The organism is Geotalea sp. SG265, from assembly GCF_022808985.1.
Taxonomy (GTDB): domain Bacteria; phylum Desulfobacterota; class Desulfuromonadia; order Geobacterales; family Geobacteraceae; genus Geotalea.
Genome location: NZ_JAKZFT010000015.1, coordinates 1 through 23,710 on the forward strand (window position 1 = coordinate 1; position 23,710 = coordinate 23,710).

Consider the following 23,710-nt stretch of genomic DNA (forward strand, 5'->3'; position numbering starts at 1 on the left):
ATGGCTGGCTAACCCGGCAAAATTGAGTTTCAAAGAGCATAAATTTAGCAAGCCAAACAAATAACTTATGCTATTTGGCCCCTTGAGGGGGCATAGCTGCTCAATGCGGGGGTTTTTCAATGCCCTGATATTGGCGCTCACGGCAGCCTCCTCTTAACTTTCGAACTCTGACTCTCACCACTGATAAAAGTGTAACAAAAAGGAAGCAGAGTGCCATCTTCCGCAGCGGGGTCAAGTCTTGAAAAATAAGTTTTCTTATATTTCAAGACCTGACCCCGCAAAACAGGGGAGAGCGACATTGGTTGAATTTAATAAGTCCTGTGATAGTATGAGAAAATATGATTCCGGCCGAATACAGAACCATAATTCTGACATGGCTTATATGGGTATGCATGGTGCTGGTTCTGGTACAGTACCTGGGTGCCCGTTTCAGCCTCGCCGCCCCCGACAGAGTCCTGTCCTGGACGGCTGAAGATACAGGCCCAGCGGGACTGGCTACGCACCGTTATCTGAACACCCCATTTATGAACGGCCATGTGGCTTGGGATTCGGAATACTACCTTTCAATCGCCCTTGCCGGATATCACGACCCGGCCATGAGGGCAATCCCCCCCGATTTCAGTTGGAAAACCCGCATTATGCGCAGCCAGAGAGAACAGCCTTCCTGGATATCGGTCAACCATGCCTTTTTCCCAGGTTACCCGCTGTTGATCCGCATTGTAAAACTACCTTTAACGTTTCTGGGAGTGAAGGAGACAGCCGCCGCAACCCTTGCCGGAGTTTTGATCTCCCTGGGGGGAGCCCTTGCGGGAATGGTGGCATTGTACCGGATCGGACGCGACATCATCGACCGAAACGCGGGCCTCCGGGCCTCCTTTTATCTCCTTGTTGCGCCTGCCTCCATGTTCCTGGCCATGGTCTACACGGAGGGACTCTTCCTTGGACTCTCTTTTTCAGCGCTCATGTTTGCCCGTGAGCGTTGTTTCGTTCCGGCCGGCATCCTGGCCTTCGCGGCAACTCTGACAAAGGCGGCAGGGGCGCTGCTCCTTCTGCCGCTTTTCCTGTACTGGTATCGAAGCGAGGGCAGAAAAGCACTGTTTGGTGGCAAGAAAAGGGCGTACTGGGATTTCATCTTCGTGTTGGCCCCGGCCCTGGCATATGCACTTTTCAATCTGTTGATGGGCCGGCCATTCCATTTTGTGGAGAGTGTTTATTTCAGCAGGAATTTGCTGGATCTTGCGGGAACGCTGGCAGCCTGGAAGGGAGCTCTTGGTCTCATGATCACCAGCCCCCAGTCTCTAGCTTATTACATGGTGGAGATGGCCTGTCTCGCGACAGGAATTATTTCGGTAATATGGATGTTCCGCCACGACAAGGTGCTGGCGCTATATAGCGGCGCAATCCTGTTTTTCTCCCTCACATCGGGAGTCGCCCAGGGGATGCATCGCTACGTGCTCGCCCTCCCGTCATTTTTCCTGTTGCCCGCCGCCCTTGGCCGCCATAGCTGGTTCGATCGGGCCTGGGTCATGGTTAACCTGCCGTTCATGGTCATGTTGATGACCACCTTCGTTGCCGATCAATGGGCAGGGTGAGATCCGGCCTGTAAATCATCTCTTCTTCCCTCACCTTTCGTAGTTCATCTGTGGCTACTTTGTCAGCTCGCCAAGAGCAGCCCCCGCGACTGGCACTCCACCAGCGAGGCGTAGTAGCCGCCCTGCTCCATGAGCGCCTGGTGGGTGTCCGACTCGATGATGCGGCCGTCCTTGAGGACGAGGATGCGGTCGGCGCCGACGATAGTGGAGAGGCGGTGGGCGATGATGAAGCTGGTGCGTCCCTTGATGAGCCGCTCCAGGGCCTCCTGCACCAGGACCTCCGACTCGGCGTCCAAGGCCGAGGTGGCTTCGTCGAGGATAAGGAGGGAGGGGTTCTTCAGGAGCGCCCGGGCGATGCTGATCCGCTGCCGCTCACCTACGGAGATGCGGCTGCCCCGTTCGCCGACGACGAAATCGTAGCCCCCGGGGAGCCGGCAGATAAATTTATGAGCATTGGCCGCCATGGCCGCCGCCTGAATCTCTTCATCGGTAGCATCGGGCCTACCGTAGGCGATGTTGTTGCGAATGGTGTCGTTGAAAACCAGGGCATCCTGGAGGACGACGCCGATCTGCTGCCTGAGCGAACGCTGCTGGAGGAAACGCAGGTCAACCCCGTCCAGTTTGATCGAGCCGGAGGTGGGATCATAGAAGCGCTGCAGGAGCGAGATAAGCGTAGTCTTGCCCGAGCCGCTCGGTCCGACGATGGCCACCGTTTCCCCAGGCCGCACGTTGACGTTGATGTTGCTGAGGATGGTCCGCTCCTCGTTGTAGGCGAAGGAGACGTTGCGGAATGCGACCTCTCCCTTGACCTCTTGCACCGGCAGTGCATGTGGCGCATCCTTGAGCCGGTCCTCGGCATCGAGAATGGAAAAGACTATATCGAAGGAGATGGTCGCCTTGCGCAGGGTCTGGTAGATGGTAGTCAGACTGTTGACCGGGCCGAAGAGCCCTCCCTGATAGCCGAGGAAGGCCATGAGAGTACCGACGGTAGTCTCGCCGCGAGAAATGAGGTAGACAGCACAGCCGATGGAGCCGGCTTTGGCCAGCATCACCACCAGGTTCTGGGCGGCGCCGATCTTTGTGTCGGTGGCGACCCCCCGCCTGACGATACCGTGGGCATCGGCAACCTCGTCCATGAACTTTTTCCGCTCCGCTTCCTCCATGGCAAAGCTCTTGACCGTGACGATTCCCGCCAATACCTCGTTGAAGCGGGAAAAGATCACCCCCCAGCGGTAAAGCAGCGCGCTTTCCCTGGCGGTCTGCTCCTTCGAGGCGAAGACACCGATCAATGCCGGGAGCGGGGCGAAGAGGATCACTACCAGCGACAGCCGCCAATCGAGTCGGACCATGACCACCACTGAGATGGCCAGGTAGACGAGTCCGGGAAGGATGTTGAATGTGATTTCGGCGACGGCGGCGACAAAGCCGTTGATGCCGTGGTTGAGCCTAGTCATCAGCCCCCCCACCGTTTCCCCCCGGTGATAGGAAAGGGGGAGGGAGTGGAGACGGCTGGTGGTGGCATCGAGGAGCTGGTAGTTCACTGCCAGCCTCACCTTCCAGCTAAGCCGGTTGGAAAGGGCGTTGAAGCCTTCCCGGGCCAATGCCGCCGCCATGATGGCGCCGACCGCCAGAAGGATGCTGGACAATCCCCTGTTGCCAGCCAGCCGGTCGAAGACCAGCTTGTAAATGAGCGGCTCAAGGGCGCCGAGGGCTGCAATGACCGGCATGATGGCCAGGATGACGGCAACGGTCCGGCGGTGGGGGGTGACGAAGCCGATTGCCCGCCGCATCTGCAGCAGTTTCTTCCCGTCCAGCCCGGCGACGGCGGCAACCCTGGCGATGATTCTCTCTTTGAGGCGTGCGCATAACGTTTTCATGCCACCAGTCTGCAGCAATCCACCTTCCATTGAAGTGAGCCGGGTCACCCCCCTGCGAAAGTAACCATTGTCTCTGCTATACTTTCAGTAATCGATAATGCTTCGCCGAATCATTATTCCATTTCCCCCTCGCCCGACCTCTCTCAGCGGGGGAGAGGGAAATGATTTGCCGGAAGTCCAATAAACTGCCGAGGTGACAAGATGCAAAAACTGACATCCCTTGCCGTCTCAATGTTCCTGCTTGTGTCCAGCGCCTGCTGCCACATTCCCCATGGTGCCGAAGGTACGGCCGGAGGTGGGAGCACGATCGCGGCACCTACCGCCGCAGTATTTACCAAGCCGGTCTCCTTCAGCATCCTCCAGGATTACGTCAAGGGTGAAGATCTGGAGGAGGTGGCGAAGGACTTTCGGCTGATGAAGGAGCTGGGATTGACCACCTGGAGGGGGAGCCTGCCCTGGGGAGACTACGAACCCGCCCGGGGACAGTATGACTTCCAATGGCTGCACCGTTTCGTGGCTCTGGCTGCGCAAAACGGCATTACCCTGCGCCCCTATATCGGCTATACGGCACCATGGGCCGCCGCCGGCGGCACCGACCGGGAGGACTGGAACGATCCCCCCGCCCGTATCGAAGACTGGACCGCGTTCGTTTCCCGCCTGGCTGGAGCCCTTGCCGGCCACGGCAACATCCGCTCCTACGAGATCTACAACGAGGAAGATGTGCGCCAGTGGTGGGACGGCACGGCACAGCAGTATAACGAAGTACTGCAGAAGGGGGCTGAGGCGATCCGCAGGACCGATCCCCGCAAACAGATCCTCTTTGGCGGCATGGTCTACCCGGACGCCGACTGGGTGCAGCAGGCCTGCGACAAGTACGGCAGCGGCGACAGTTTCCATATCCTCCCCTTCCATGCCTATCCGGAAACCTGGACCGAGAAGAACATCGTGCTGGAAAACTACCTGGACCAGGGCTATCCCAATCACTTCCAGGGAACATTTGTCCCCTGGGCGGACCAATACTGCGGCAGAAAACCTATCTGGATCAACGAGGCGGGATTTGCCAATACTCCCGGCAAGAGCGAGCTGGACCAGGCCAACTGGTGGGCGCGGGCCTTCGCCACGTTTCTGGCAACGCCGCGGATTGAGCATCTGGGAATCTATCAGATCAAGGAACGGAAACAGTCGGAACCGGTCATCGGCGGCGGGGAAAACTACTACCTGGGGATCAGCCGCCCCGACCGGACGCGGAAAATGGCATTCTTCACCATCAAGCGCCTGATCGCCCTGCTCGACGTGGGTACACTGACCATTGCCGACCGGGAACTGAAGGTGGAGGTCCTCGGCGGGACAAAAGACGAGCTGTTCCAACATCTCTTCGTCAGGCCCGATGGCAGCCAGGTTCTCTTCGTCTGGGACAAGCAGGGGGACCCGACGCTACGGATCCATGCGCGCCCCGGATCGGCCGTGGTGGAATACGCTCTGGACGGCACGCCCACCCCTTTCAGGGCATACGACGGCAAAACCCTGGAACGGGTCAAGCTCACCCCGGGGCTAGTGCGGATTTTCGAAATCAAAGCAGCCCAAAAGGGGTGAAATCTTTGACACCCCGGTGTTGGCGATAAATAAGAAAAGGCTCCCTCGACTGGGAGCCTTTTTTGCGTTGTCTAGGTCAATGAAGACTACTGAACGGCAGCGGAAATGGCCTGGATCTGGCTGGAGGTCAGGGTGGAAAGGAAGCCCATGCCGCCCATGTTGGAGCTGATGGCGTTCTGGATCTGGGTGGTGGTCCAGCCCTTCTTCGTCAAAGTTCCGTGACAGCCCGAACAGTAGGTCTGATACAGAGTCGCGCCGGAAGTAGTTGTAGGAGTCGGTGTTGGTGTTGGAGTCGGTGTCGGTGTCGGTGTTGGAGTCGGTGTTGGTGTTGGAGTCGGTGTCGGCGTAGGTGTAGGTGTGGGCTTCGCTGTTGGTGTCGGTGTCGGGGTTGATGTTGCACCAGGCGTCGGCGACGGTGATATCCTATTTCTCCTTTCCCGGTCGCGCTCTCGATCCTTCTCCCTTTTCTCCCGTTCACGCTCACGGGCCCGATCTTCATCCCGGTCCCGGTCCTGGTCCCTTTCACGCTCATAGGTACTGCCACCGGTGGCGGCGCCCCTTTCTTCGTTCTCATCGGCAACGGCTACTGCCCCCAACTGCAGGAAGCTCATGCATACCAGAAACGCCAGTGCTTGCTTGATTCTATGCGACATGCTGTACCCCCTTTTATGTAGTAGGCCACATTGTGCCGTGCTGCCCGGTTAATGCCCGCTCAAGGCGTTGTACTACTCAAATTATGCATGCCGCCGTCAGGGGCGTCAAGGCAATGATTAGTAAATTTATATTAAGAGGATGGTTTTCTCACGCTCTGCGGCTATAATTCTTAAAATGGATACCGATCACGAAAAACCTCAGTCCCTGCACGGCAAATCGCCGGTCCTCTTGTTGGGGCAACTGGCACGCTTCAATTTGGTGGGCATTGTCAACACCGCCGTGGATTTCGCCGTCTTCTTTCTTCTCGACAGCCTGGGCCTGCCGTACCTGCCGGCGCAGGCCTGCTCCTACGCTTGCGGCATCGTCAACAGCTACCTCTGCAACAAATACTGGACCTTCGGCACGCCGGGGCTCAAGGCGGGTGAGATGATGCGCTTCGTCACTGTCAATCTGGCGGGGCTGGGCATCTCGCTCCTGCTTGTCTACCTGTTCCATGGGCTGCTGGGCCTGACCCTTTTTCCGGCAAAAACGGCGGCCACCTTTTTCACCATGCTCCTCAGCTTTTTCGGCAACAGGCTCTGGGTCTTCAGGAATGCTGCCCGCTCGCCGGGGCCTGCGAGATGATCCCCATGGCGTCTTTTTTCACACTCGCTCTGGTCCCCGCAGGCTACACCCTGGCTGTGACTCTCATAATCAGCCGGTTTTTCCGCCGTACTCAAAGCGGGGAAGGCGGGTCGCGGTGGATTATCGCCGGAATAATGGTGATTTTGCTGCTGGTGCGGGTTGTGCTCGCTGCCTCATTGGAAGGGCACGCCGGCGATGTGCAGACCTTTCAGGCCTGGGCCATGCGGGCGGCGGAAGATTTCCGGGGATTCTATTCGGGAAAATTCTTCGCCGATTACCCCCCCGGCTATATGTATGTCCTCTACCTCATCGGCAAGCTTAAGGAGTTACTGCTCCTGCCCGACCGCTGTATCGCATTCCAGCTGCTCATCAAGCTTCCCGCCATTTTTGCCGACTTGGCCCTGGTGATGTTTATCTACCGCCTGGGTGACCGGCAGGTGGGCAGGAGGCCGGCCCTTGCCCTTGCCCTCATCTACGGCCTCAATCCGGCGGTCATTCTCGATTCTTCGGTTTGGGGGCAGGTGGATGGAGTCTTTACCCTGTTCATCGTTCTCTCTGTTCACTGCCTGTCTGAGAATCGGCTCACTCCGTCGGTGGGTCTTTTCGCCGCGGCGCTCCTGATAAAGCCCCAGGCACTTATCTTCACCCCTCTATTTCTGGCTGTGGCCACTGAGCTGGTGCTCATCAGGCCGGAAAGGGATGCGGCAAGACGGGTGGCACTCGCAACCACGGCCGGCATGCTTGTCTTTGCCGTAGGTGTTTCCCCCTTTGTCTTTACGGAAGGGATACTGTGGATCTTCAGGCACTACAGGACAACCCTCACCTCGTATCCCTTCGCCAGCGTCAATGCCTACAACCTCTTTGCCCTGAGCGGAGCCAATTTCGTCTCCGAAACCACCCCATGGTTCCTTTTCAGTTACCGGAACTGGGGGACCTTTTTCATCGTCTTGGCTACCCTTTGCTCCATGCGCATCTATTTCCGCGGCGAAAAGGAGGACCGGCTCTATCTGATGGGGGCGTTCCTCATTTCCGCCGTCTTCACCCTCGCCTCTCGAATGCACGAGCGCTACCTCTTTCCGGTACTCGCCCTCACCCTGCTGGCCGCCCTTCGGGGCAGGAGCAGGGTAATGTTTTTCCTTTTCACCGGCTTCAGCATCACCCATTATCTGAATGTGGCTCAGGTCTTACTCGCCAGCACCGGCGATGTTCACCAAATCCCCAGCTCCGATCCGCTCCTGCTGGCTACGGCGGCAGTGAACCTGCTGCTCTTCGGCTACCTTGTCTATCACCTCGCCCGCATCCGGTTTCGGGAAGGCATCCCGGCACCGTTGGATAACGGATGACTCATCGCCCCCGGCAGTCCTTCTCCACGGCAAAGTTCCGCACGCGGCGCACCACATAGAGGGGGCGCCCCTTGGTCTCGTCATAGATCCTGCCGATGTATTCCCCGGCAATCCCCAGCATCATCAGGACGACACCGTTGAAGAAGAGGCTGATGACCATGCTGGAGGCCCATCCGGCCACGGTGTTGCCGGTGAAGAGCTTTTGCCAGATCACGAACAGCAGGTAGATCAAACTGCAGAAGGAGAGGGTCAATCCCAGGTATGAGGAGAGTTTCAGCGGCTTGAAGGAAAAGGAGGTGATGGCATCGAAGGCGAACTTGAGCATCTTCTTCAGGGGATACTTGGTTTCGCCGGCGAAACGCTCCTCCCGGTCGAATTCCACACCGATCTGCCGGAACCCGAGCCAGCTGATGATCCCTCTGATATAGCGGTTCCGCTCCTTGATGGATTTGAGGGCATCGCATACCCTGCGGTCGATGAGCCGGAAATCGCCCGTATCCACTGGAATGTCCACTTCGGTCATCTTGCGCATCAGCCGGTAGAAGAGGGCCGCTGACATCTTTTTGAAGAAGGTCTCCCCTTTGCGTTCCTTCCGCTTGCCGTAGACCACATCGTATCCTTCCCGCCAGCACTGGATCATCTGCGGTATCAGTTCCGGCGGGTCCTGGAGATCGGCATCGATCACCACCACCGCCTTGCCGTCGGCATAATCCATCCCGGCGGTGATGGCGGTCTGGTGGCCGAAGTTCTTGGCGAAGTCGATGATGCGGATGTGGCGGTCCCGCTCGCAGAGCTCGTCCAGTATGGACATGGTCCGGTCTGAACTGCCATCGTTGACGAAAATGATCTCATAGGGCTCTCCCAGCCCCTCCATGACGGCAGTGAGCCGCCGGTAACTCTCGGGAAGGACTTTTTCTTCGTTGAATACCGGCACCACCACGGAAAAGCTTATTGCCTCGATCATAGAACCCCCGGTCACGAAAATAGATGCAGATTAGAACACCCACGTTTTGAACCACCGCAGCCCTGCCACATAGCCGCCTGAGACCTCCATCCCGGAGAGAACGGGGTAGAAAACAGCAAACAGCACCCCGGCAGCGGCCAGATACCCCACCACCCCGTACCGTGCCTTGGGCCACCGTGCCATGGCCTGCTCCATTACGTAGACCTGGGAGAAGATCATGAACGGCACCGCCGAAAAAAAATGGTAGATGAAGGCCGGCCGGGTGACGAAAACCCACGGCAGATACTGGAAGATGAAGCCGACAGTGATCACCGTCATCCCCCGCTCCCGCTTGCGCAGGGCAATGACGGCGGCAGCTATAACGGCAGGGATGCCGGTCCACCAGATGAGCGGATTGCCGAAGGAGGCAATGGTGGAAGCCCGGCCGGGGGGGAGACCTGCCCCGGTATAGAACCAGACCGGGGTCAGATCCAGGGGCCAGCTCCACCAGGGGGAAGCAAAGGGATGGGTAGCAGTAAGCCCGCTGTGATAGGCGAACATGTACCGCTGGTTGCGGATGACGTCCATTATGCCGTGATTGCCCCCGTCAACCAGCAGAAAGGGGATGTAGGAGAGCAGGTAGATGGCTGCCGGAATCAGTACGAACGAAACGGAGCAAACCCAAAGGAGCGGCATCAGGTAGCCCCGAAAAAAGCGACTCCGTTCCGGCTCCCCCCGTGATTGCCGATAACTGCGGCAAACCTGCAGCCCCACCAACAGGGCTACCCCTGCCCCGGCATAAACGGCGATCCATTTGCAGGCCGCGCCGAGGCCGAAGCAGGCCCCTGCCAGAAGCAGCGGCCGGGCCGTTTGCCGCCAGCCGCCGGAGAAGCTGCCGTTCACATGGAAGTCGTGGATGAATGCGTACATAAGGGTGATGAAGAAGACGGCGAAGATGTCGATGAGGGCGATGCGGGACTGGGTAAAATGCATGAAATCCACCATCACGAGAAAGGCGGCGGCAAAGGCGAAAAAAGCACCATCAAAGAGCTTCCGGGCGAAGAGGTACATGACCGGCAAAAGCGCTGCCCCGAACAGGGTACCGGCAATCCGCCAGCCGACCGCGTTCATTCCGCAAAGGGCGATGCCCGACGCAATGAAGACCTTCCCCAGGGGGGGATGGGTGTTTTCAAAGGGCTCCATGCGGTGCAGATGCTCGAAGGCAGTTCTACCGTGGTAGACCTCGTCGAAATAGAAACCGTTGCGAAAGGAGGGAACATAGGCAAAGGTCTGCTGCTCGTCCAGGAGATTTCCGGGGGGGGCGTTTGCGGCGGGACGACCGGAGATGGCGACCCCGGTCAGGGGGGTGCGCTTCCCCTTTTCCACCAGCACCAGCTCGTTCAGGGTGGCGCCGGGCGTATCCGCCGTCAATCGCAGTCGTGAGGCGGCGACAGCCGCTTCCCGGTATTTCCAGACGCTGCAGTCATCCTTCTCCAGCATGATTAAAGGCTGGAAGCGGCCGTCCCGCTCGTATGCCAGGGAAAAGGTTCCCTTTTGAGAATGGTGCCGGTCGATGCCGCAATAATAGTAGATCCTTGCCAGATTGACCTGCCGCCCCAGATCGATGACCAGGCTTTCTCCCTTCTGCAGCGGTTGCCAGGACGTTGCCGGGACATTGAAGCTTCCCAGGTTGCAGAGAGCCACCAGGAGATAGCCGGCAACCATGGCAGCCATGATCGCCAGGTCTTTCGCCTGCAAGCCTGACAGTAGTGCCTTCACAGGGCGTGCTCCCCGGGCCCGGCAGCCACCACCTTCCCCGGGTGTTTCGGGTCGAGCTTTACAGCGTTGCGATCCAGGAGCGTTCCCATATCCCGCCACAAGCGGGCAACCGCATTGGCAAAAGTTTCGACCGCATCGGTCTGGGCATTGCGCGCCGCAGTCAGGTCATTTTCGGCATTGATGACATCCTGAACCTTGATGGCGCCCGTCCCGACCTTCTTCCGGTATTCATCCACCCGCTGCTCCGCCAGTTTCAGGGAGCGGTCCGCCATGCGCAGCTGCAGGCGGGCCGAAATCAGCGACCGCATGTCCGATTCCACGTCGTTGCGGATTCTCCAGCTCAGGGACTTGATCTGGTTCTGCAATTGCTCAGTCCTGATCCTGGTCCGGCGGTAGTCGTCGATCGCCGCCGTATTGCCGATGGGATAGCTGAACTGCATACCCACCGTCCAAAACCGCCGCCGCCCTTCGAACAGGTCCCGCCAGTCCTTGCCGATGGTGGGGGCGGTGCCGCTCAGTCCGCCCCCGGCGGAAAGGTTCAGCTCCGGCAGGACCTGGCCCCGGGCGATGCGCTCCTGTACCTGCTGCACCTGCAGGCTCGTCTGCAGCTGCAACAGGTCGGGACGACGGCTCAAGGCGGCTGCCACCGCCTGTTCTTCCGTCTCCGGCGGCTCTTCCCTGGACGGGGGATCCACCGGGACAATGATTGCTTTCCCTTCAAGGCCGATCAGGTAGCGGAACCCTGCTTCGTGATCCCTGACGTTCCGCTCCGCCTCGACAAGCTCCCTGCGCCGCTGGACTACGGCAAAGTCGGCATCGGCAATCTCCATGGCGAGAGGATTTGCTGACGTCACCTTCCTCCGTATCTCATCCAGGAACTTTTCCGCCGATTCTAGGGCATCTTTTCGCGCCGCCAGCACTTGGCGAAGGGTGAAGAGGCGATTGTAGGATGCACTGACGGTGAAAACGGTATCGTTGAGGAAGGAGCGGAAACGCTCGAAGGATTCGTCGAGACTTTTCTCTGCGGCGAAGATGGGAAAGCCGGTCGCTTCCTTCCAGGCATTGCGCAGGATGGGCTGGCTGACCGTCAGCCCCATGGATGACTGCCAATCCTTGGTGAATTGCTCGGGATTGTCCGACTCGGCAGTTGTATAGCCGGTCTGGGTTGTGGCAGAGATGCTGCCGCCGGTGGGAAGATATTGGGTCAGCCCCAGGGTGGTCAGGGTATTCCTGGTCCTGAACATCTCGCCCGGGGTGGCGGTAATGCCGCTGTTGGCGGAAAGGCTGACGACGGGATTGTATATGCCCCAGCTGCGCGATAGGTCGATTTCAGCCATAAACGAAGAGAGGGATTCGTTCTGCACCTCTATATTCCGCCTGATAGCCATGGCAATGGCAGCGGCATTGGTAAGCTGCAGCTCTGCCGGGGGGGTCTGGCACCGGCCGGCAGGGACAAGCAGGTGCATCAGAATGACGACCGATAGAGTTGTCAGCCAAGCTCGGCGCATAAAAAAATCCCCTTTGAATGGGCATTCTCCAGAGATTATATCTAATTAACCTTTTTTATCAATTACAGACATTGTTGCAGTTGATATGGCTGCCGTGGCTTGAACAACGCCTTTAGAAGTCGGTTATGACGTCGACCTGCTCCTGGCTGAGAAACTTGAGTGAACCCATCCCTCCCGTATTATTCCTGATGGCATTCCTGACGAGGGAGGGGGATTGCCCCCGTTTGGCTTGGCCATGGCAGATGGCGCAGTTGGCGTTGTAGAGGGTGGCATTCTGCCGCTTGTCGGCGACAGTGGCTGCGGAAGAATTTCGCACTAGCGGTCTCCGCTCCTGGAGAGGATTTTTCCCGATGGGGGAATCGGCATGAGCGGCGCCGAAGAGGCCGACCTGCACCAGCAGGCCCAGGAACAGCGCAGTTATCTTCTTTTTCAGCATAGTTATCTCCATCTGTTGTCCGGTATTACGTTGCCTGCAGGATACCGCCAAAAGGTTCCCAGGGACTGTGACTGCTGTCACCGCAGCAGCGCCTTGGCTTAGGGTGACCTGTACGGCTGGATAGCCGGCTGCCGTGCCGCCGTTGACCCCCATGCCCCCTGTGTTAAGCTTTTTAAATAGGCCGTTGCAACCGAACGTAAAGGAGGAGACATGGACTACCATCAATTCATCAAAAACGTTCAGGAACAGGCCGGGTGCGACAAGGAGCAGACAGAAAGGGCAGTCAGGGCGACACTGCAGACCCTCGGCGAGCGTCTTTTCATGGGAGAAGCGGATCAGCTCGCCGCACAACTGCCGCGGGAATTGCAACCATACCTGAAGGAGGTGGAAAGCCGGAGCAAAATGGAGCTGGACGAATTCCTGCAGCGGATCGCCAGACGCGAGGGGACCGATGCGGAGAATGCCGAACGGCACGCCACCGCTGTCCTGTCGGTGCTAGGGAACGCTGTCAGCGGAGGAGAAATGGAAGACGTCGTTTCCCAGCTGCCGAAAAAGTATCTGAAGCTGTTCGGAAAATGGTCTAAGACCATCCACTGAAATTACAGTGACAGCGGCAGCAGGTCCGCGATTCGGAGGTTCCATGGAACCCTCGGAATATTGGCTGCCCCGGCTCCTGCTGCAGCGGGGGCTAGGCATCATCTACCTGATGGCCTTTCTGGTGGCTCTCAACCAGTTCCGCCCACTGTGCGGGGAGAAAGGGCTCTTGCCGGCTCCCCAGTACATGCAGCTGGTACCGTTCCGGTCGGCCCCCAGCATCTTCTACCTCTTTCCCCATGATCGGGCCTTTCGACTCTTCGCCTGGCTGGGAACCGGCCTCGCCCTTCTCGCCGTGACCGGGCTTTCTGAGCAGTTCGGCACCGCGGCCTCCATGCTCGTTTGGTTTCTCCTCTGGGCGCTCTACCTCTCCTACGTCAACATCGGCCAGGAATTCTATGCCTTCGGCTGGGAATCGCTGCTGCTGGAATGCGGCTTCCTGGCAATCTTTCTCGGCCCCACCCATGTGGAGCCGCCGGTGGCTATTGTCTGGCTCTATCGCTGGGTGCTTTTCCGGGTCATGTTCGGTGCCGGACTGATCAAGTTGCGCGGCGACCCGTGCTGGCGCGACCTCTCCTGCCTGGACTACCACTTCGAGACCCAGCCCATGCCGAATCCGGCCAGCCGTTTTTTTCACCTCCTGCCCGCCTGGTTGCGGCGCATGGGGGTTGCCTTCAATCATCTGGCGGAGCTGGTCATGCCGGTCTTCTACCTCGCCCCGCAACCCATGGCCCTGGCAGCCGGAACCGTTTCCGCCTTCTTCCTCTTTTCCATCATCGTCAGTGGCAATTTCGCCTGGCTCAACTGGCTTGCGTTTATCCTCTGCTGCTCGACGGTCAGCGGCACGCTGGGAATTGCAGGGCTGCAGCCTCCCCCCCTGACACCGCCACCGCCGCTTTTTGCTGTCGCCTGCTGGGGAGTGGTGCTCCTGGTGGCGGTCCGCAGCATCCGGCCGGTGCTGAACATGATCTCACCTGCGCAGATCATGAACACCAGCTTCGACCCCTTTCACCTGGTCAACACCTACGGCGCCTTCGGCAGCATCACACGGGAGCGGTACGAAATCGTCGTGGAAGGGGCGGTTGACGGCGCAACGGGCTGGAAGGAGTATGAATTTCGCGGCAAGCCCGGGGACGCGCGGCGCTTGCCGCCGATCATCGCTCCGTATCACCTGCGGCTCGACTGGCTCATGTGGTTCGCGGCCATGCCTTCCCGCACCCGGCCGCTGTGGTTCATCCATTTCCTCGCCAAGCTGCTCCAGGGGGACCGGCAGGTACTGGGGCTCTTGAAGACGAACCCGTTCTCCGACACACCGCCGCTCAAAGTCCGCGCCCGCTACTACCGCTACCATTTCACCGATAGGGAAGAGTACCGGCGCACCGGCAGGCGCTGGCACAGGGAGTTGCTCGGCGAGTATCTGCCGGAGGTTTCCCTTTCGTCGCCGTCGTTCCGCAAGATTCTGCAGACATATGGGCTGGACTGACTAAAACCGCACCAGGCACCGGTAAAGGAGGTATTTATGGAATATCACAGCTTCATTGAGCAGGTAATGGAACTCCCTTTCATCAATGACGAAAAGGCGGCCGATTCCGCTCTCAAGATCGTCCTCGGCGTACTGGCAAGCAAGATCGACGAGAAATGGGCCAGGGAGCTGACCAACACGCTCCCTCCCCAGTTGGATTTCGCCACCCTGCGCAGCCATCAGCAGGCGCCGGTCCAGCTGTCCATCGACGATTTCTTCGCCTTGGTGGGTACGGAATTGCATCTGGACTGGCAGCAGGCGAGGGATCTGGTGGGAAAGGTTTTCCACTGCGTCAAGGAAAGCGATGATGGGGCCGACATCATGGAAGAGATTGAAACGCAGCTCCCCGACGACTGGGCGGCAATCGTGGATCAGGCATAAGGCCGGAACGTCTGGCCCTTATCTTGTTTCAACCGTTTCCGGAGAAGGCAGTAGGGGCGTTGGGAATGAGCGACGAGCCACAGCGGCGAGCGGACACCCGCCGCGTACGGAACGGAGGAGGGGTGGCCCTTTAAGCATCGGATGGGATGATGTGGGCGACACCGCTAGGTCCGCAGCTGTGGCGATAGAGCGAACGGACAACGACCCTACTGCCTTTCTTTCCCAGCGATTCCCGGGAAAGACACAAAAAAAGAGGCTACCCTTTGGGGGCAGCCTCTTTTGCTTCGCCATCTGCAAAAGCAGCTATTTCTTATGGCACTGTTTGCATTCCACCGGGCCCTTTTCTTCAAGGTCATGGCAGCTGATGCAGATCTTATGGGCCGTCTCCTTGCCCCAGTTGTCGATCTTTCCTGCACTGGCCTTGGGATGACAGTGAAAACATTCGCCGTTCAGTTCTTTCTGATGCTTACGGTGGGAGAATGGCAGAATCATCACCCCCATTTTCAGGTTGATGATCTCTGGGCCCACGTTTTTCGGCGTCGCTGCCAAAACTGTCACAGACAAGCCACTTATGCACACTACTAGGATCAACAAGAGCGCTTTTTTCATTTTTTCCTCCTTTCATCGACACAGTACAATCACCTGGTGTCATCGACACCGCCGGCTCCAGCCGGTAGGATATTTTTCCCATATGCGCAGCTGATTTGCCAGACATTTATGATAAGCTTACTTTAATAATTCGGCTACCTGAGGAGAAAGTCCTATGGATGGTGAACTGCCATTTCCCCAATACCGCTACCACGTGGAAAGCCATGGCCTCTTTGCGGGCTTTTCACAGGTCACCCTTGCCCAGGAAGACCTTGCCCTCCACGACCGGGAAGCGCTGAAACAGCAGACTGCCAACCTGGTCCTGGCCAACGGCATGATCACCTTCGGCACCGACCTCTATAAATGGCTCTGCAGTGTCAAGCCCCAGACCATCGAGCGCCGCACCATCGGCATAACCCTCCACAATGAAGGGGGGCAGAAGATCGCCGCCTGGCAGGTTACCAGTGCTTTTCCGGTCAAGGTCAGGGGATTGCAGTTAAAGGCAACGGGTCACGATGTGGTTATCGAGCTGATCGAGGTGGAGCACCACGGGATCGAGCTCGTGGAGCAGTTGTAGAGCCTTGCCGGTTACAAACCGGCACGCCCAAGGATGTAATTGCCGCAGCAGGTACGTCAACGCTTATTTTCCCTTGCGAAAGGGGACCGATCCCGGTCCCCTTTCGCGTCGCTCACCACTTTCGGTTCAGGAACTCTTCTACGCTACCCACCCAAGGCTTGTTGCAGGTCCTGCTGCGGCGTCGTAATCGGCCCCAGTTCATAGTTTCTGACCAGGTAATCCAGCACCCCCGGTGAAACGTAGGCCGGCAGGGACGGGCCGAGGCGGATCCCCTTGATTCCCAGATGGAGCAGGGTCAGTAGAATGACGTGGGCCTTCTGCTCGTACCAGGAGAGGATCATGGACAGCGGCAAGTCATTGACGCTGCACTCAAATGCCTCAGCCAGGGCCAGAGCGATGCGGATCGCCGAGTAGGCGTCGTTGCACTGCCCCACGTCCAGCAGCCTAGGAATGCCGCCGATATCGCCGAATTCCAGCCGGTTGAAACGATTCTTGCCGCAGGCCAGGGTGAGGATGACGCAGTCCTTGGGCACCTGCTGTGCCAGCTCCGTATAGTAGTTGCGCCCCGGCTTGGCCCCGTCGCAGCCGCCGATAAGAAAAAAGCGGCGGATCGCCCCCGTTTTCACCGCATCCACCACCGTTCCGGCCACCTTGAGGACCGCCCCGTGACCGAACCCCACCAGGATCTCCTGCCCCGGATTTTCCGGCAGGTCAGGAAGCTGCAGCGCCTTTTCGATCGCCGGAGAAAAATTGAACCCCTCCAGGTGGGTCGTCCCGGGCCAGGCCACCTCACCCCAGGTGAAGAGCCGGTCCGCATAGGCGGGATCGGGGCGCTGGATGCAGTTGGTGTTGAAGATGATGGCCCCGGGGAAATTGGGGAGCTCCCGGGTCTGGTTTTGCCAGGCGGTGCCGAAGTGGCCGGCGAAATGGGCATATTTTCGCAGCCCCGGGTATCCGTTGGCGGGGAGCATCTCCCCGTGGGTATAGATGTTGATCCCCTTCCCCTCGCACTGCTTGAGGAGTTCCTCCAGCATGGGAAGGTCGTGCCCCGAAACGACGATCCCCTTGCCGCGACGAGTGCCCAGGTTGACCTTCATCGGCTCGGGATCGCCCAGGCGCTCGGCATGCCCCTGATAAAGAAGCTCCATGGTCCGCAGGTTCATCCTGCCGCACTCCAGGGCCAGGGCGACGAAATCCTGGAGGGTCGTCCTGTGGTCCGCCGCAGCCGCCAGGGCGCGGTGGATGAAGGCATAGATCTCGTCGTCCTCCTTGCCCATCTCCGCCGCGTGCCAGGCAAAGGCCCCCATGCCGAGGAGGCCGTAGATAACCAGCTCAAGCGCCGAGAGCACATCCGGGTCCTGATGCCAGGTACGAACCCCGTACTGTCTTCCCTGGGTGACAAGCCCCGCCGTATCCTGGGCAGCTTTCCATGCCTCCGGCCCGGCATCGAATTCGGGAGCCTTCTCCCCTTTCCGTTCCTGCCAGGCCGTCTCGAAGAGAGACCGCGCCCGTTCCTTCACCTGGTAACAACGTTGCAGGCGCCGGGCAATGTCCTCCGGATCGAAGTTGACGTTGGTCACCCGGGTAAAGAGGCCATCAAGCATGAAGCGATCCACCTCCGGGTCCTTCGCCCCCAGCTTCCGCGCCTGGTGAGCATAGACCGCCACCCCTTCCAGGCCGTGTATCATCAGGTCCAGCAAGGCGGCGACCTGGGGGTTCTTGCCGCAGTTTCCCATCACCTCGCACCCCACACCCTGGGCCGCCTGCTCGCATTGCCTGCAGAACATCGCTTTTTCCATGGCCATTCTCCCTTGGATAGGTTTTTTATATAGACAGTATGGCAGCAACCGGCGCCAATTCAAGCAGTTACACCCTGACGTCGCCTTGGCAGGCTATCGGGCTCAGTCCCCCTTAATTTTCGTCTGGGCTGCCAGAGTGGCGATGCCGCCGGCAAGACCGGCAAAGATCCAGCCGATCCCCATGGCCAGCGCCAGTGCCACGCCGTCCAAAAGCGGCACGCCGGCCAGCAGCACCGGCACCCGTGAATGGGCTTCGCCAGCATGTTTTTCCCGGCGCCCCACCATGGTGATGTAGAGAATGTAGCCGAACTGCACCGCAGCCAGAACCAGGAGCAGGAGATTCGGTCGTCCGGCACAGGCAATGCCGCTGACGATGTAGATCATGAACCGGCACCCGGCCATGGGAACGACCGCCAGAGAGGAAAAGCCGTGACTCAGGTTGTAGGTAATGACGAAAAGCAGCAGGATGCCCCCCCCGCAGAAGGCGTTCAATCCTCCGGCGGCGTAGAAAACACCGAGGGACGCGGTAAAGAGGGAAAGCCAGCAGATCCGCACCTCCCGTTCCCCGATCCTCCCCGATGGGAGTGGCCGGTCCGGCCGGTGCAGCCGGTCCGTATCGGCATCGAGCCAGTCGTTCAGCGCCATGCCGCCGCCGTACATCAGGGAAAACCCCAGGAGCAGCAGGACGATCTTCTTCAGCTGCCATCCCTCCCCCGCCAGCAGGCATGCCGCCAGGGTGTTGATCCAGACGGTTGGCAGGTTGCTGACCCGGCACAGTTCCAGATAGATACGAAGAGGTTCCATGGCATCACTCCCTGAAAACATGGTCGAGGATCACATGAAAGACATCCTGGGCTGCAATCTGGTCGGAGCCGAGGAGATGTGGTTCCGAGGAAATAAGCAGGGGAAGCTCCCCGGGGTCCTCGGGCAGCCGGCCGTGGGAGCCCTTCACCAGCCCGGCATCGAGGGGGATCAGCTCCATGAGCGCACGCAGGCCCAGGCACTGCTTCAGGAGGGAGAATCCCACCCTCAGGGCCGGAAAGCGGAGCTTCGGGTCGAAGAACAGTTCGCATGGGTCGTAGCCCGGTTTGGCGTGGATGTTGACCGTCCTGGCGTAGTCGGGGGCCTTCCCGTCGTCGGTCCAGTAATAGTAGCTGAACCAGTATTCCCGGCCGGCAACCAGCACCAGTTCTCCCGAGCGCCGGTGTCCCAACCCCCATTCCTTCTTGCTTCGGGCATCAAGAACATGCTCGATGCCAGGCACCTGTCGAAAGAGGGCCGCCACCCCCTCCACCTCCCGCTTCTCCCGTACGTAGACGTGGGCAACCTGGTGATCGGCCACGGCAAAGGCCCGGCTTGCCCCCACATCCAGGTACTCCCGCCCCAGGTCCGATTTCGTCGCCAGCAGCCCGGCCTCCCGCAGGATGCGGTTGGGGTGAAGCGGCCGGTCTGCCTTAGAAATGCCATATTCGGAGAGAAGGATGACCCGGCACCCCCGGTCGCGGAAGAAATCCAGCAGGGAGCCGCAGACCTGGTCCAGCTCCCGCAAGTCCCCATGGATTGCCCCTTCCGGTCCCTCCTTCTGCAGCACGTAGTCAAGGTGGGGCAGATAGACCAGGTGCAGGACCGGGGCGAAGAGTTCCTCGACGGCCATGGCGGCATCGGCGATCCAGCGGGAAGAAGCGATGGACGTGGCTGGACCCCAGAAGCGGAAAAGGGGGAAGGTGCCGAAACGCCTGGTGAATATCTGCCGCAGGTGCGGCGGCTGGGTGTAGCAATCAGGCAGTTTGCGTCCGTCGGCACGATAGATGGGACGGGGGGTGACGCTCCAGTTGACATCGGTGGCCATGTTGTACCACCAGAAGCTGTTGGCGCAGGTGAAGTCCCGATTCATCGCCCGCCCCACCTGCCAGACCTTGTCCCCTTCCATGAGGCGGTTGGACTGGCGCCAGAAGAAGACCTCGGCCAGCTCGCGGAAATACCAACCGTTGCCGACGATGCCGTGCTGTGCCGGAAGCCTTCCCGTCAGAAAGGTCGCCTGCATGGTGCAGGTGACCGCCGGGCAGACCGGCCGGATGGAGGAGACGCTCCGGGCAAGCCCGTTAATCCGTGGCGTATGGGGACCTAGGAGGGAAGAACTGAGTCCGGCCACATTTATCACCACGGTCCGCTTCATCGGATACCTCCGACCCAGGCGAATTCACGGCAAATGGAATCGACGACGCTCCCCCGGCGCAGCTCCGGCGGCATGTTTTCATAGCTGTAGGTCTCGATTTCCAAAAGTGTCTGGGACGGCGCCCAGGCGAGCACTTCGTTGATGAAGGCGTTGGTGGTGCCGTAGAGGGCATTACCATCGTCGTAGAGGGGGAGGTGATAGTGAATGCGCCATTCTCCTGGCAGCAGGGGGGTATCGTCAAGGGCGTCGGCCAGGTCGGTGAAATGGACAGTGCCGGTATAGCTCCTGACGGTGGTCTGGTGCCGGTAGCAGTCATCTCTGAAGAGGGCCGCTGCCTGGCGGTGATTGGCGGTGATGCGGACCGCCGACGAGAGATGGATCTTGACCACGGGGATGCCCGCCTCCGCCAGGAGGGCGAAGGCCGTACGCGGTTCTTCATGGAGCACGGCGGCATGGCAGCAATCGAAACAGACGCCGATCAGCCGCCGCAGGTCCCGGGGCAGAGCCATTGCTTCCACGAACCAAACCACATCCCGGGTCGTTTCCAGCAGGCATCCCGGCTCCGGTTCCAGGGCAAGGAGGATCGGTTTGCCGGCCGAGGCGGAAAGTTCCAGCGCTCTCAGCACCGTAATCAGGTTGCGCCGGACTGCCGCCAGGTCTGCCCGGGAAATATGGCGGCCGCAGGCGATGGGAAGGGTGGAGATGGACCCGGTCAGTGAGGGGGGAAGCCAGAGCCTGAGGAGCCGGATCAGGTCCAGGGTATAGCGAACCCGCTCCAGACTGCGCCAGTCGGGCAGGTAAGCCCTTTCCTTGATTGAGCCGCCATGGAAGGGACCATAGGGAAAGCCGTTGAGGGTGGGGATGAAGCAGCCGTTGTCGGCGCAGCAGTCCACGAATCGCAAGGCCGCCGCCGGAGTGGCCTGCCCGGCGGCGAGGGCAGAAAGACGCAGCCCCACCGGGAATGCCGCATCGGGGGCAACGACGCGCTTTACCTGGAGAACCCGGGGCCAGACCCCGGTCAGGACCTCATCCCAGCTGTGGCCGGGATGGATATTGGTGCAGTAGGTCAGCACCGGAGCCGAAACCGCGGCGACTGGCCGAGGAATGAGGCGGGGTTTTGAAAAAGCACCGTGTCCACGGCCTCATCGCTGAAGCCGCGGCGCCGCATCTCCTCACCGGCCGCCACCACCGCCAGGGGGTTACTCACCCCCCAGTCCGCCGCCGAATCGAGCCAGACCCGCTCAAGACCCGATGTTTCAAGGATATCCACAGCCCGTTCTATCGAGCACTTGGAATGGGGGTAGAGGGTGATCCCGGCCCAGAAGCCCCGCTCACGGATGAGGCCGATGGTATGCTCCTCAGCGTGGTCGATGAGGACCCGGTCGGGTGAGATGCGGGAATCTGCACGGATGATGTCGAGAATGAGCCGGGTCCCCTTGAGCTTGTCCTCCAGGTGGGGCGTGTGGACGAGGATCAGTTCATTGCGCCGGGCCGCCAGCTCCACCTGCCACTCCAGCACCTTGACTTCGTTCTTGCCGTTGCGGTTCAGGCCGATCTCTCCGATCCCCAGGACCGTGGGGCGGTCCAGGAATTCCGGGAGTATCTCCATCACCTCCATGGCCAGCCCCAGATCGACCGCCTCCTTTGGGTTGAGGCAGAGCCAGCAGTAATGGCCGATGCCGAACCCGGCGGCCCGCTTCGGCTCGACAACCGTCAACTGCTCGAAGTAGTCGGCGAAGCCTGCAGCGGTTTTTCGATCATAGCCGGGCCAGAATGCCGGCTCGGTAACGATGCCGATGCCATGCATGGCCATGGCCCGGTAGTCGTCGGTGGTGCGGGAAACCATGTGAATATGGGGCTCGATGATCACCGGGGGGGCCTCCATGCACCCTGCGCCCGCTGTGGCGGCAGGACGTCTTCCAGGGGCTGCAGTGTGGGATCGCTCAAAAGCAGCAGGATCTCCCGCACCCGGTTCCCCTCCACGGAAGAGATGATTTCCAGCGCCTGGAATATGGCCCGGTAGCGGAAATCCTTCCTCGCCCCATCACTCCCTTCGAAGCGGTCGATGCGGTCGATGAAGGCTGCTATCTCCAGGATCCGGGCACGGCACTTGACGAAATCCCGCTCCAGGAGCTCCATGGCAGTCGGTTTACGGTGCTGTCCCATCTTCATGAGGATTCCCGCCTTTTTAATGGAAGTGACATCAACCGGCGCCGTGCCCGGTGCAAGGCCTCCGGGTCCAGCTGGTGCAGTTCCGTCCGGCAACCGATACCGACGGGAAGGGTAATGCTGAGACCACCCCCCAGATGCTGACGGAAACGGTCGAGGGCCGCCTGCAGGTCGAGACCGGCCAGGAGCGGATGAAAAAGCCGGAACCCCAGATCCCGGAGCAGGCCGAGGATGGCGTCCCCTTCCTCCTCGGTCATCAACCCCTTTTCTGCGGCATAGAGGCAATCCAGCGCCATGCCCATGGCCACCGCCTCGCCGTGAAGAATCTCGCCGCCGCTCGCCTCCTCCAGAGCGTGACCCGACCAGTGGCCGAAGTCGAGGGGACGTGCCGAGCCCTTCTCGAAGGGGTCCCCGGCGGCCACATGCTGCAGGTGCAGCATTGCGCACCTGATGATCGTCTCCTCCAGCAGCCCCGGCTCCAGTAAAGCCAGCTCCCGATGCTTTGCCGACAACAGGTGGAAAAAATCGCCGTCCTTGATCACCGCCACCTTGACTGCTTCGGCAAGCCCCGCCCGCCGCTGCCGGAGAGGCAGGGTGTGAAGGAACTGGAAATCGTTGACAACGGCGAAAGGGGGCGCGAAGGTGCCGACCCAGTTTTTCCTGCCGAAGGCGTTGTAGCCGTTCTTGACGCCGATGCCCGCGTCACTTTGGGCCAGTGTCGTCGTCGGCAGCCTGACCAGCCTCAGCCCACGGTGGGCGGTGGCAGCGGCATAGCCCACCACATCGAGAAACGCGCCGCCGCCGATGGCCAGCACCACCGAATGGCGGCACAGCTGGTGTCGATGAAAAAGGCGGTGCAGAATTTCCACCTGGCCCGGGCCATTCTTGCACCGTTCCCCGCCGGGGAGCACGTGCAAGGGGGAAACCAGGCGCAAGACATCGCAGTGGCATGCGGCATAGGTTGCAACGTCCTCTGCCAGCCCCCCATTGGCCTCGGTAACGCCGCTGTCGGCAACGGGAAACACCGCAACCGGCCCGAAGGATCGCAGCGCAGTCGCCAGGGCGTCGTTGCCGGGAGCGAAGGCATTCCTGGTAAAGACGACGGGAAAACGCCACGGCACGTTGAATTCCTGCCACACGACCCGCTCAGGTACGCTTTCTTCCGCCGATGGGTCCTCGGGCTGCTCCATGAATCAGTGTTCCCGGAGGACCTGCAGGTAAGCGAGGATATCGTCAAGCTTCTCGTCGGGGAGGAATTCTTTGGAGAAAGCCGGCATCGCCCCGGCCCCGAAGCGGACCTGGGTCCGTATCAGCGGACCGGTCAGGGGTTTGTTGTTGAGGGCGAAACCGACGCCGCTCTCTCCCAGGGGATGGCATTTGTTGCAATAGGTCATGAAATATTTTTCCCCCCGGACTTCCTTTTCCGTGGAGAGCGTCAGCGGCCCGGCAATGTTTTCTCCCCGCCGGGGGGTGCCGCAGGCGCACAGTAAGAGAACCGCCATCACTGCCAGGGTCATGTACCGCATGGTGCCCCCCAATGATTGCTTTCAGTCTC

23 protein-coding genes are annotated in these 23,710 nt (G+C 59.9%); 8 read left to right on the plus strand and 15 right to left on the minus strand.

The genetic code is table 11. The features are described 5' to 3' along the window. The first annotated feature begins 392 nt into the window (after positions 1-392). Positions 393-1,592: a mannosyltransferase family protein gene (locus ML541_RS15240; RefSeq protein ID WP_243374152.1), complete on the plus strand. Its 1,200-nt coding sequence runs from the start codon at positions 393-395 to the stop codon at positions 1,590-1,592. A gap of 62 nt (positions 1,593-1,654) precedes the next feature. On the opposite strand, the gene ML541_RS15245 is transcribed toward ML541_RS15240, so the two are convergent. After that, a complete protein-coding gene (locus tag ML541_RS15245) occupies positions 1,655-3,469 on the minus strand; it encodes an ABC transporter ATP-binding protein (RefSeq protein ID WP_243374154.1) in 1,815 nt (604 codons plus the stop codon). 201 nt (positions 3,470-3,670) lie between these two features. On the opposite strand from ML541_RS15245, the gene ML541_RS15250 reads away from it, so the two are divergent. Further along, a complete protein-coding gene (locus tag ML541_RS15250; RefSeq protein WP_243374156.1) occupies positions 3,671-5,062 on the plus strand; it encodes a beta-galactosidase in 1,392 nt (463 codons plus the stop codon). Between the two features lie 86 nt (positions 5,063-5,148). On the opposite strand, the gene ML541_RS15255 is transcribed toward ML541_RS15250, so the two are convergent. Next, the gene (locus ML541_RS15255) at positions 5,149-5,715 is read right to left on the minus strand and encodes a cytochrome c (protein WP_243374158.1); all 567 of its coding nucleotides are present in this window, start codon (positions 5,713-5,715) and stop codon (positions 5,149-5,151) included. A 175-nt stretch (positions 5,716-5,890) separates the two neighbouring features. Between ML541_RS15255 and ML541_RS15260 the strand changes: the two genes are divergently transcribed. Further along, positions 5,891-6,340, plus strand: coding sequence for a GtrA family protein (locus ML541_RS15260; RefSeq protein ID WP_243374159.1), 450 nt, complete (start codon positions 5,891-5,893; stop codon positions 6,338-6,340). 5 nt (positions 6,341-6,345) lie between these two features. Then, the gene (locus ML541_RS15265; protein WP_243374161.1) at positions 6,346-7,683 is read left to right on the plus strand and encodes a glycosyltransferase 87 family protein; all 1,338 of its coding nucleotides are present in this window, start codon (positions 6,346-6,348) and stop codon (positions 7,681-7,683) included. A gap of 1 nt (position 7,684) precedes the next feature. Here ML541_RS15265 and ML541_RS15270 read toward each other — a convergent pair whose 3' ends face one another. From ML541_RS15270 to ML541_RS15285, 4 genes are all read right to left on the minus strand, one after another. Further along, positions 7,685-8,647 carry a glycosyltransferase family 2 protein gene (locus tag ML541_RS15270; protein ID WP_243374163.1) on the minus strand — a complete coding sequence of 321 codons (963 nt, stop codon included), beginning with the start codon at positions 8,645-8,647 and terminating at the stop codon, positions 7,685-7,687. Between the two features lie 30 nt (positions 8,648-8,677). After that, complete coding sequence (locus ML541_RS15275; RefSeq protein WP_243374165.1) at positions 8,678-10,405, minus strand: phospholipid carrier-dependent glycosyltransferase; 1,728 nt, start codon at positions 10,403-10,405, stop codon at positions 8,678-8,680. Continuing rightward, on the minus strand, positions 10,402-11,913 hold the full coding sequence (locus ML541_RS15280) for a TolC family protein (protein WP_243374167.1): 1,512 nt from the start codon (positions 11,911-11,913) through the stop codon (positions 10,402-10,404). Before ML541_RS15280 ends, ML541_RS15275 begins: the two co-directional genes overlap by 4 nt. Positions 11,914-12,025: 112 nt before the next feature. Then, complete coding sequence (locus tag ML541_RS15285; RefSeq protein ID WP_243374169.1) at positions 12,026-12,349, minus strand: cytochrome c; 324 nt, start codon at positions 12,347-12,349, stop codon at positions 12,026-12,028. A 210-nt stretch (positions 12,350-12,559) separates the two neighbouring features. Between ML541_RS15285 and ML541_RS15290 the strand changes: the two genes are divergently transcribed. The 3 genes from ML541_RS15290 to ML541_RS15300 are packed head-to-tail and all read left to right on the plus strand — an operon-like array spanning position 12,560 to position 14,846. After that, complete coding sequence (locus ML541_RS15290; protein ID WP_243374170.1) at positions 12,560-12,946, plus strand: DUF2267 domain-containing protein; 387 nt, start codon at positions 12,560-12,562, stop codon at positions 12,944-12,946. A gap of 43 nt (positions 12,947-12,989) precedes the next feature. After that, entirely contained in the window at positions 12,990-14,426 is a 1,437-nt protein-coding gene (locus ML541_RS15295) for a lipase maturation factor family protein (protein ID WP_243374171.1), read from the plus strand. Between the two features lie 36 nt (positions 14,427-14,462). Continuing rightward, positions 14,463-14,846, plus strand: coding sequence for a DUF2267 domain-containing protein (locus ML541_RS15300; protein WP_243374172.1), 384 nt, complete (start codon positions 14,463-14,465; stop codon positions 14,844-14,846). A gap of 303 nt (positions 14,847-15,149) precedes the next feature. On the opposite strand, the gene ML541_RS15305 is transcribed toward ML541_RS15300, so the two are convergent. Further along, entirely contained in the window at positions 15,150-15,455 is a 306-nt protein-coding gene (locus ML541_RS15305; protein ID WP_243374173.1) for a cytochrome c3 family protein, read from the minus strand. Positions 15,456-15,609: 154 nt separating this feature from the next. Between ML541_RS15305 and ML541_RS15310 the strand changes: the two genes are divergently transcribed. Next, entirely contained in the window at positions 15,610-16,011 is a 402-nt protein-coding gene (locus tag ML541_RS15310) for a phage tail protein (RefSeq protein WP_243374174.1), read from the plus strand. A 143-nt stretch (positions 16,012-16,154) separates the two neighbouring features. On the opposite strand, the gene hcp is transcribed toward ML541_RS15310, so the two are convergent. From hcp to ML541_RS15350, 8 genes are all read right to left on the minus strand, one after another. Next, complete coding sequence (gene hcp / locus ML541_RS15315; protein WP_243374175.1) at positions 16,155-17,810, minus strand: hydroxylamine reductase; 1,656 nt, start codon at positions 17,808-17,810, stop codon at positions 16,155-16,157. A gap of 102 nt (positions 17,811-17,912) precedes the next feature. Then, positions 17,913-18,614, minus strand: a complete 702-nt coding sequence (locus ML541_RS15320) for a UbiA family prenyltransferase (protein ID WP_243374176.1) — start codon at positions 18,612-18,614, stop codon at positions 17,913-17,915. Between the two features lie 4 nt (positions 18,615-18,618). Then, positions 18,619-19,986 carry a nucleotide pyrophosphatase/phosphodiesterase family protein gene (locus ML541_RS15325; RefSeq protein ID WP_243374177.1) on the minus strand — a complete coding sequence of 456 codons (1,368 nt, stop codon included), beginning with the start codon at positions 19,984-19,986 and terminating at the stop codon, positions 18,619-18,621. Further along, on the minus strand, positions 19,983-21,059 hold the full coding sequence (gene eboE / locus ML541_RS15330; RefSeq protein WP_243374179.1) for a metabolite traffic protein EboE: 1,077 nt from the start codon (positions 21,057-21,059) through the stop codon (positions 19,983-19,985). The genes ML541_RS15325 and eboE overlap by 4 nt, the downstream gene beginning before the upstream one ends. Beyond that, on the minus strand, positions 21,053-21,871 hold the full coding sequence (locus ML541_RS15335) for a TatD family hydrolase (RefSeq protein WP_243374181.1): 819 nt from the start codon (positions 21,869-21,871) through the stop codon (positions 21,053-21,055). Before ML541_RS15335 ends, eboE begins: the two co-directional genes overlap by 7 nt. Next, positions 21,853-22,158, minus strand: coding sequence for a hypothetical protein (locus ML541_RS15340; protein WP_243374182.1), 306 nt, complete (start codon positions 22,156-22,158; stop codon positions 21,853-21,855). Before ML541_RS15340 ends, ML541_RS15335 begins: the two co-directional genes overlap by 19 nt. Then, positions 22,155-23,345, minus strand: a complete 1,191-nt coding sequence (locus ML541_RS15345; protein WP_243374183.1) for a 3-dehydroquinate synthase — start codon at positions 23,343-23,345, stop codon at positions 22,155-22,157. Before ML541_RS15345 ends, ML541_RS15340 begins: the two co-directional genes overlap by 4 nt. 3 nt (positions 23,346-23,348) lie before the next feature. Then, positions 23,349-23,681 carry a cytochrome c gene (locus ML541_RS15350; protein ID WP_243374184.1) on the minus strand — a complete coding sequence of 111 codons (333 nt, stop codon included), beginning with the start codon at positions 23,679-23,681 and terminating at the stop codon, positions 23,349-23,351. Positions 23,682-23,710 lie beyond the last annotated feature (29 nt).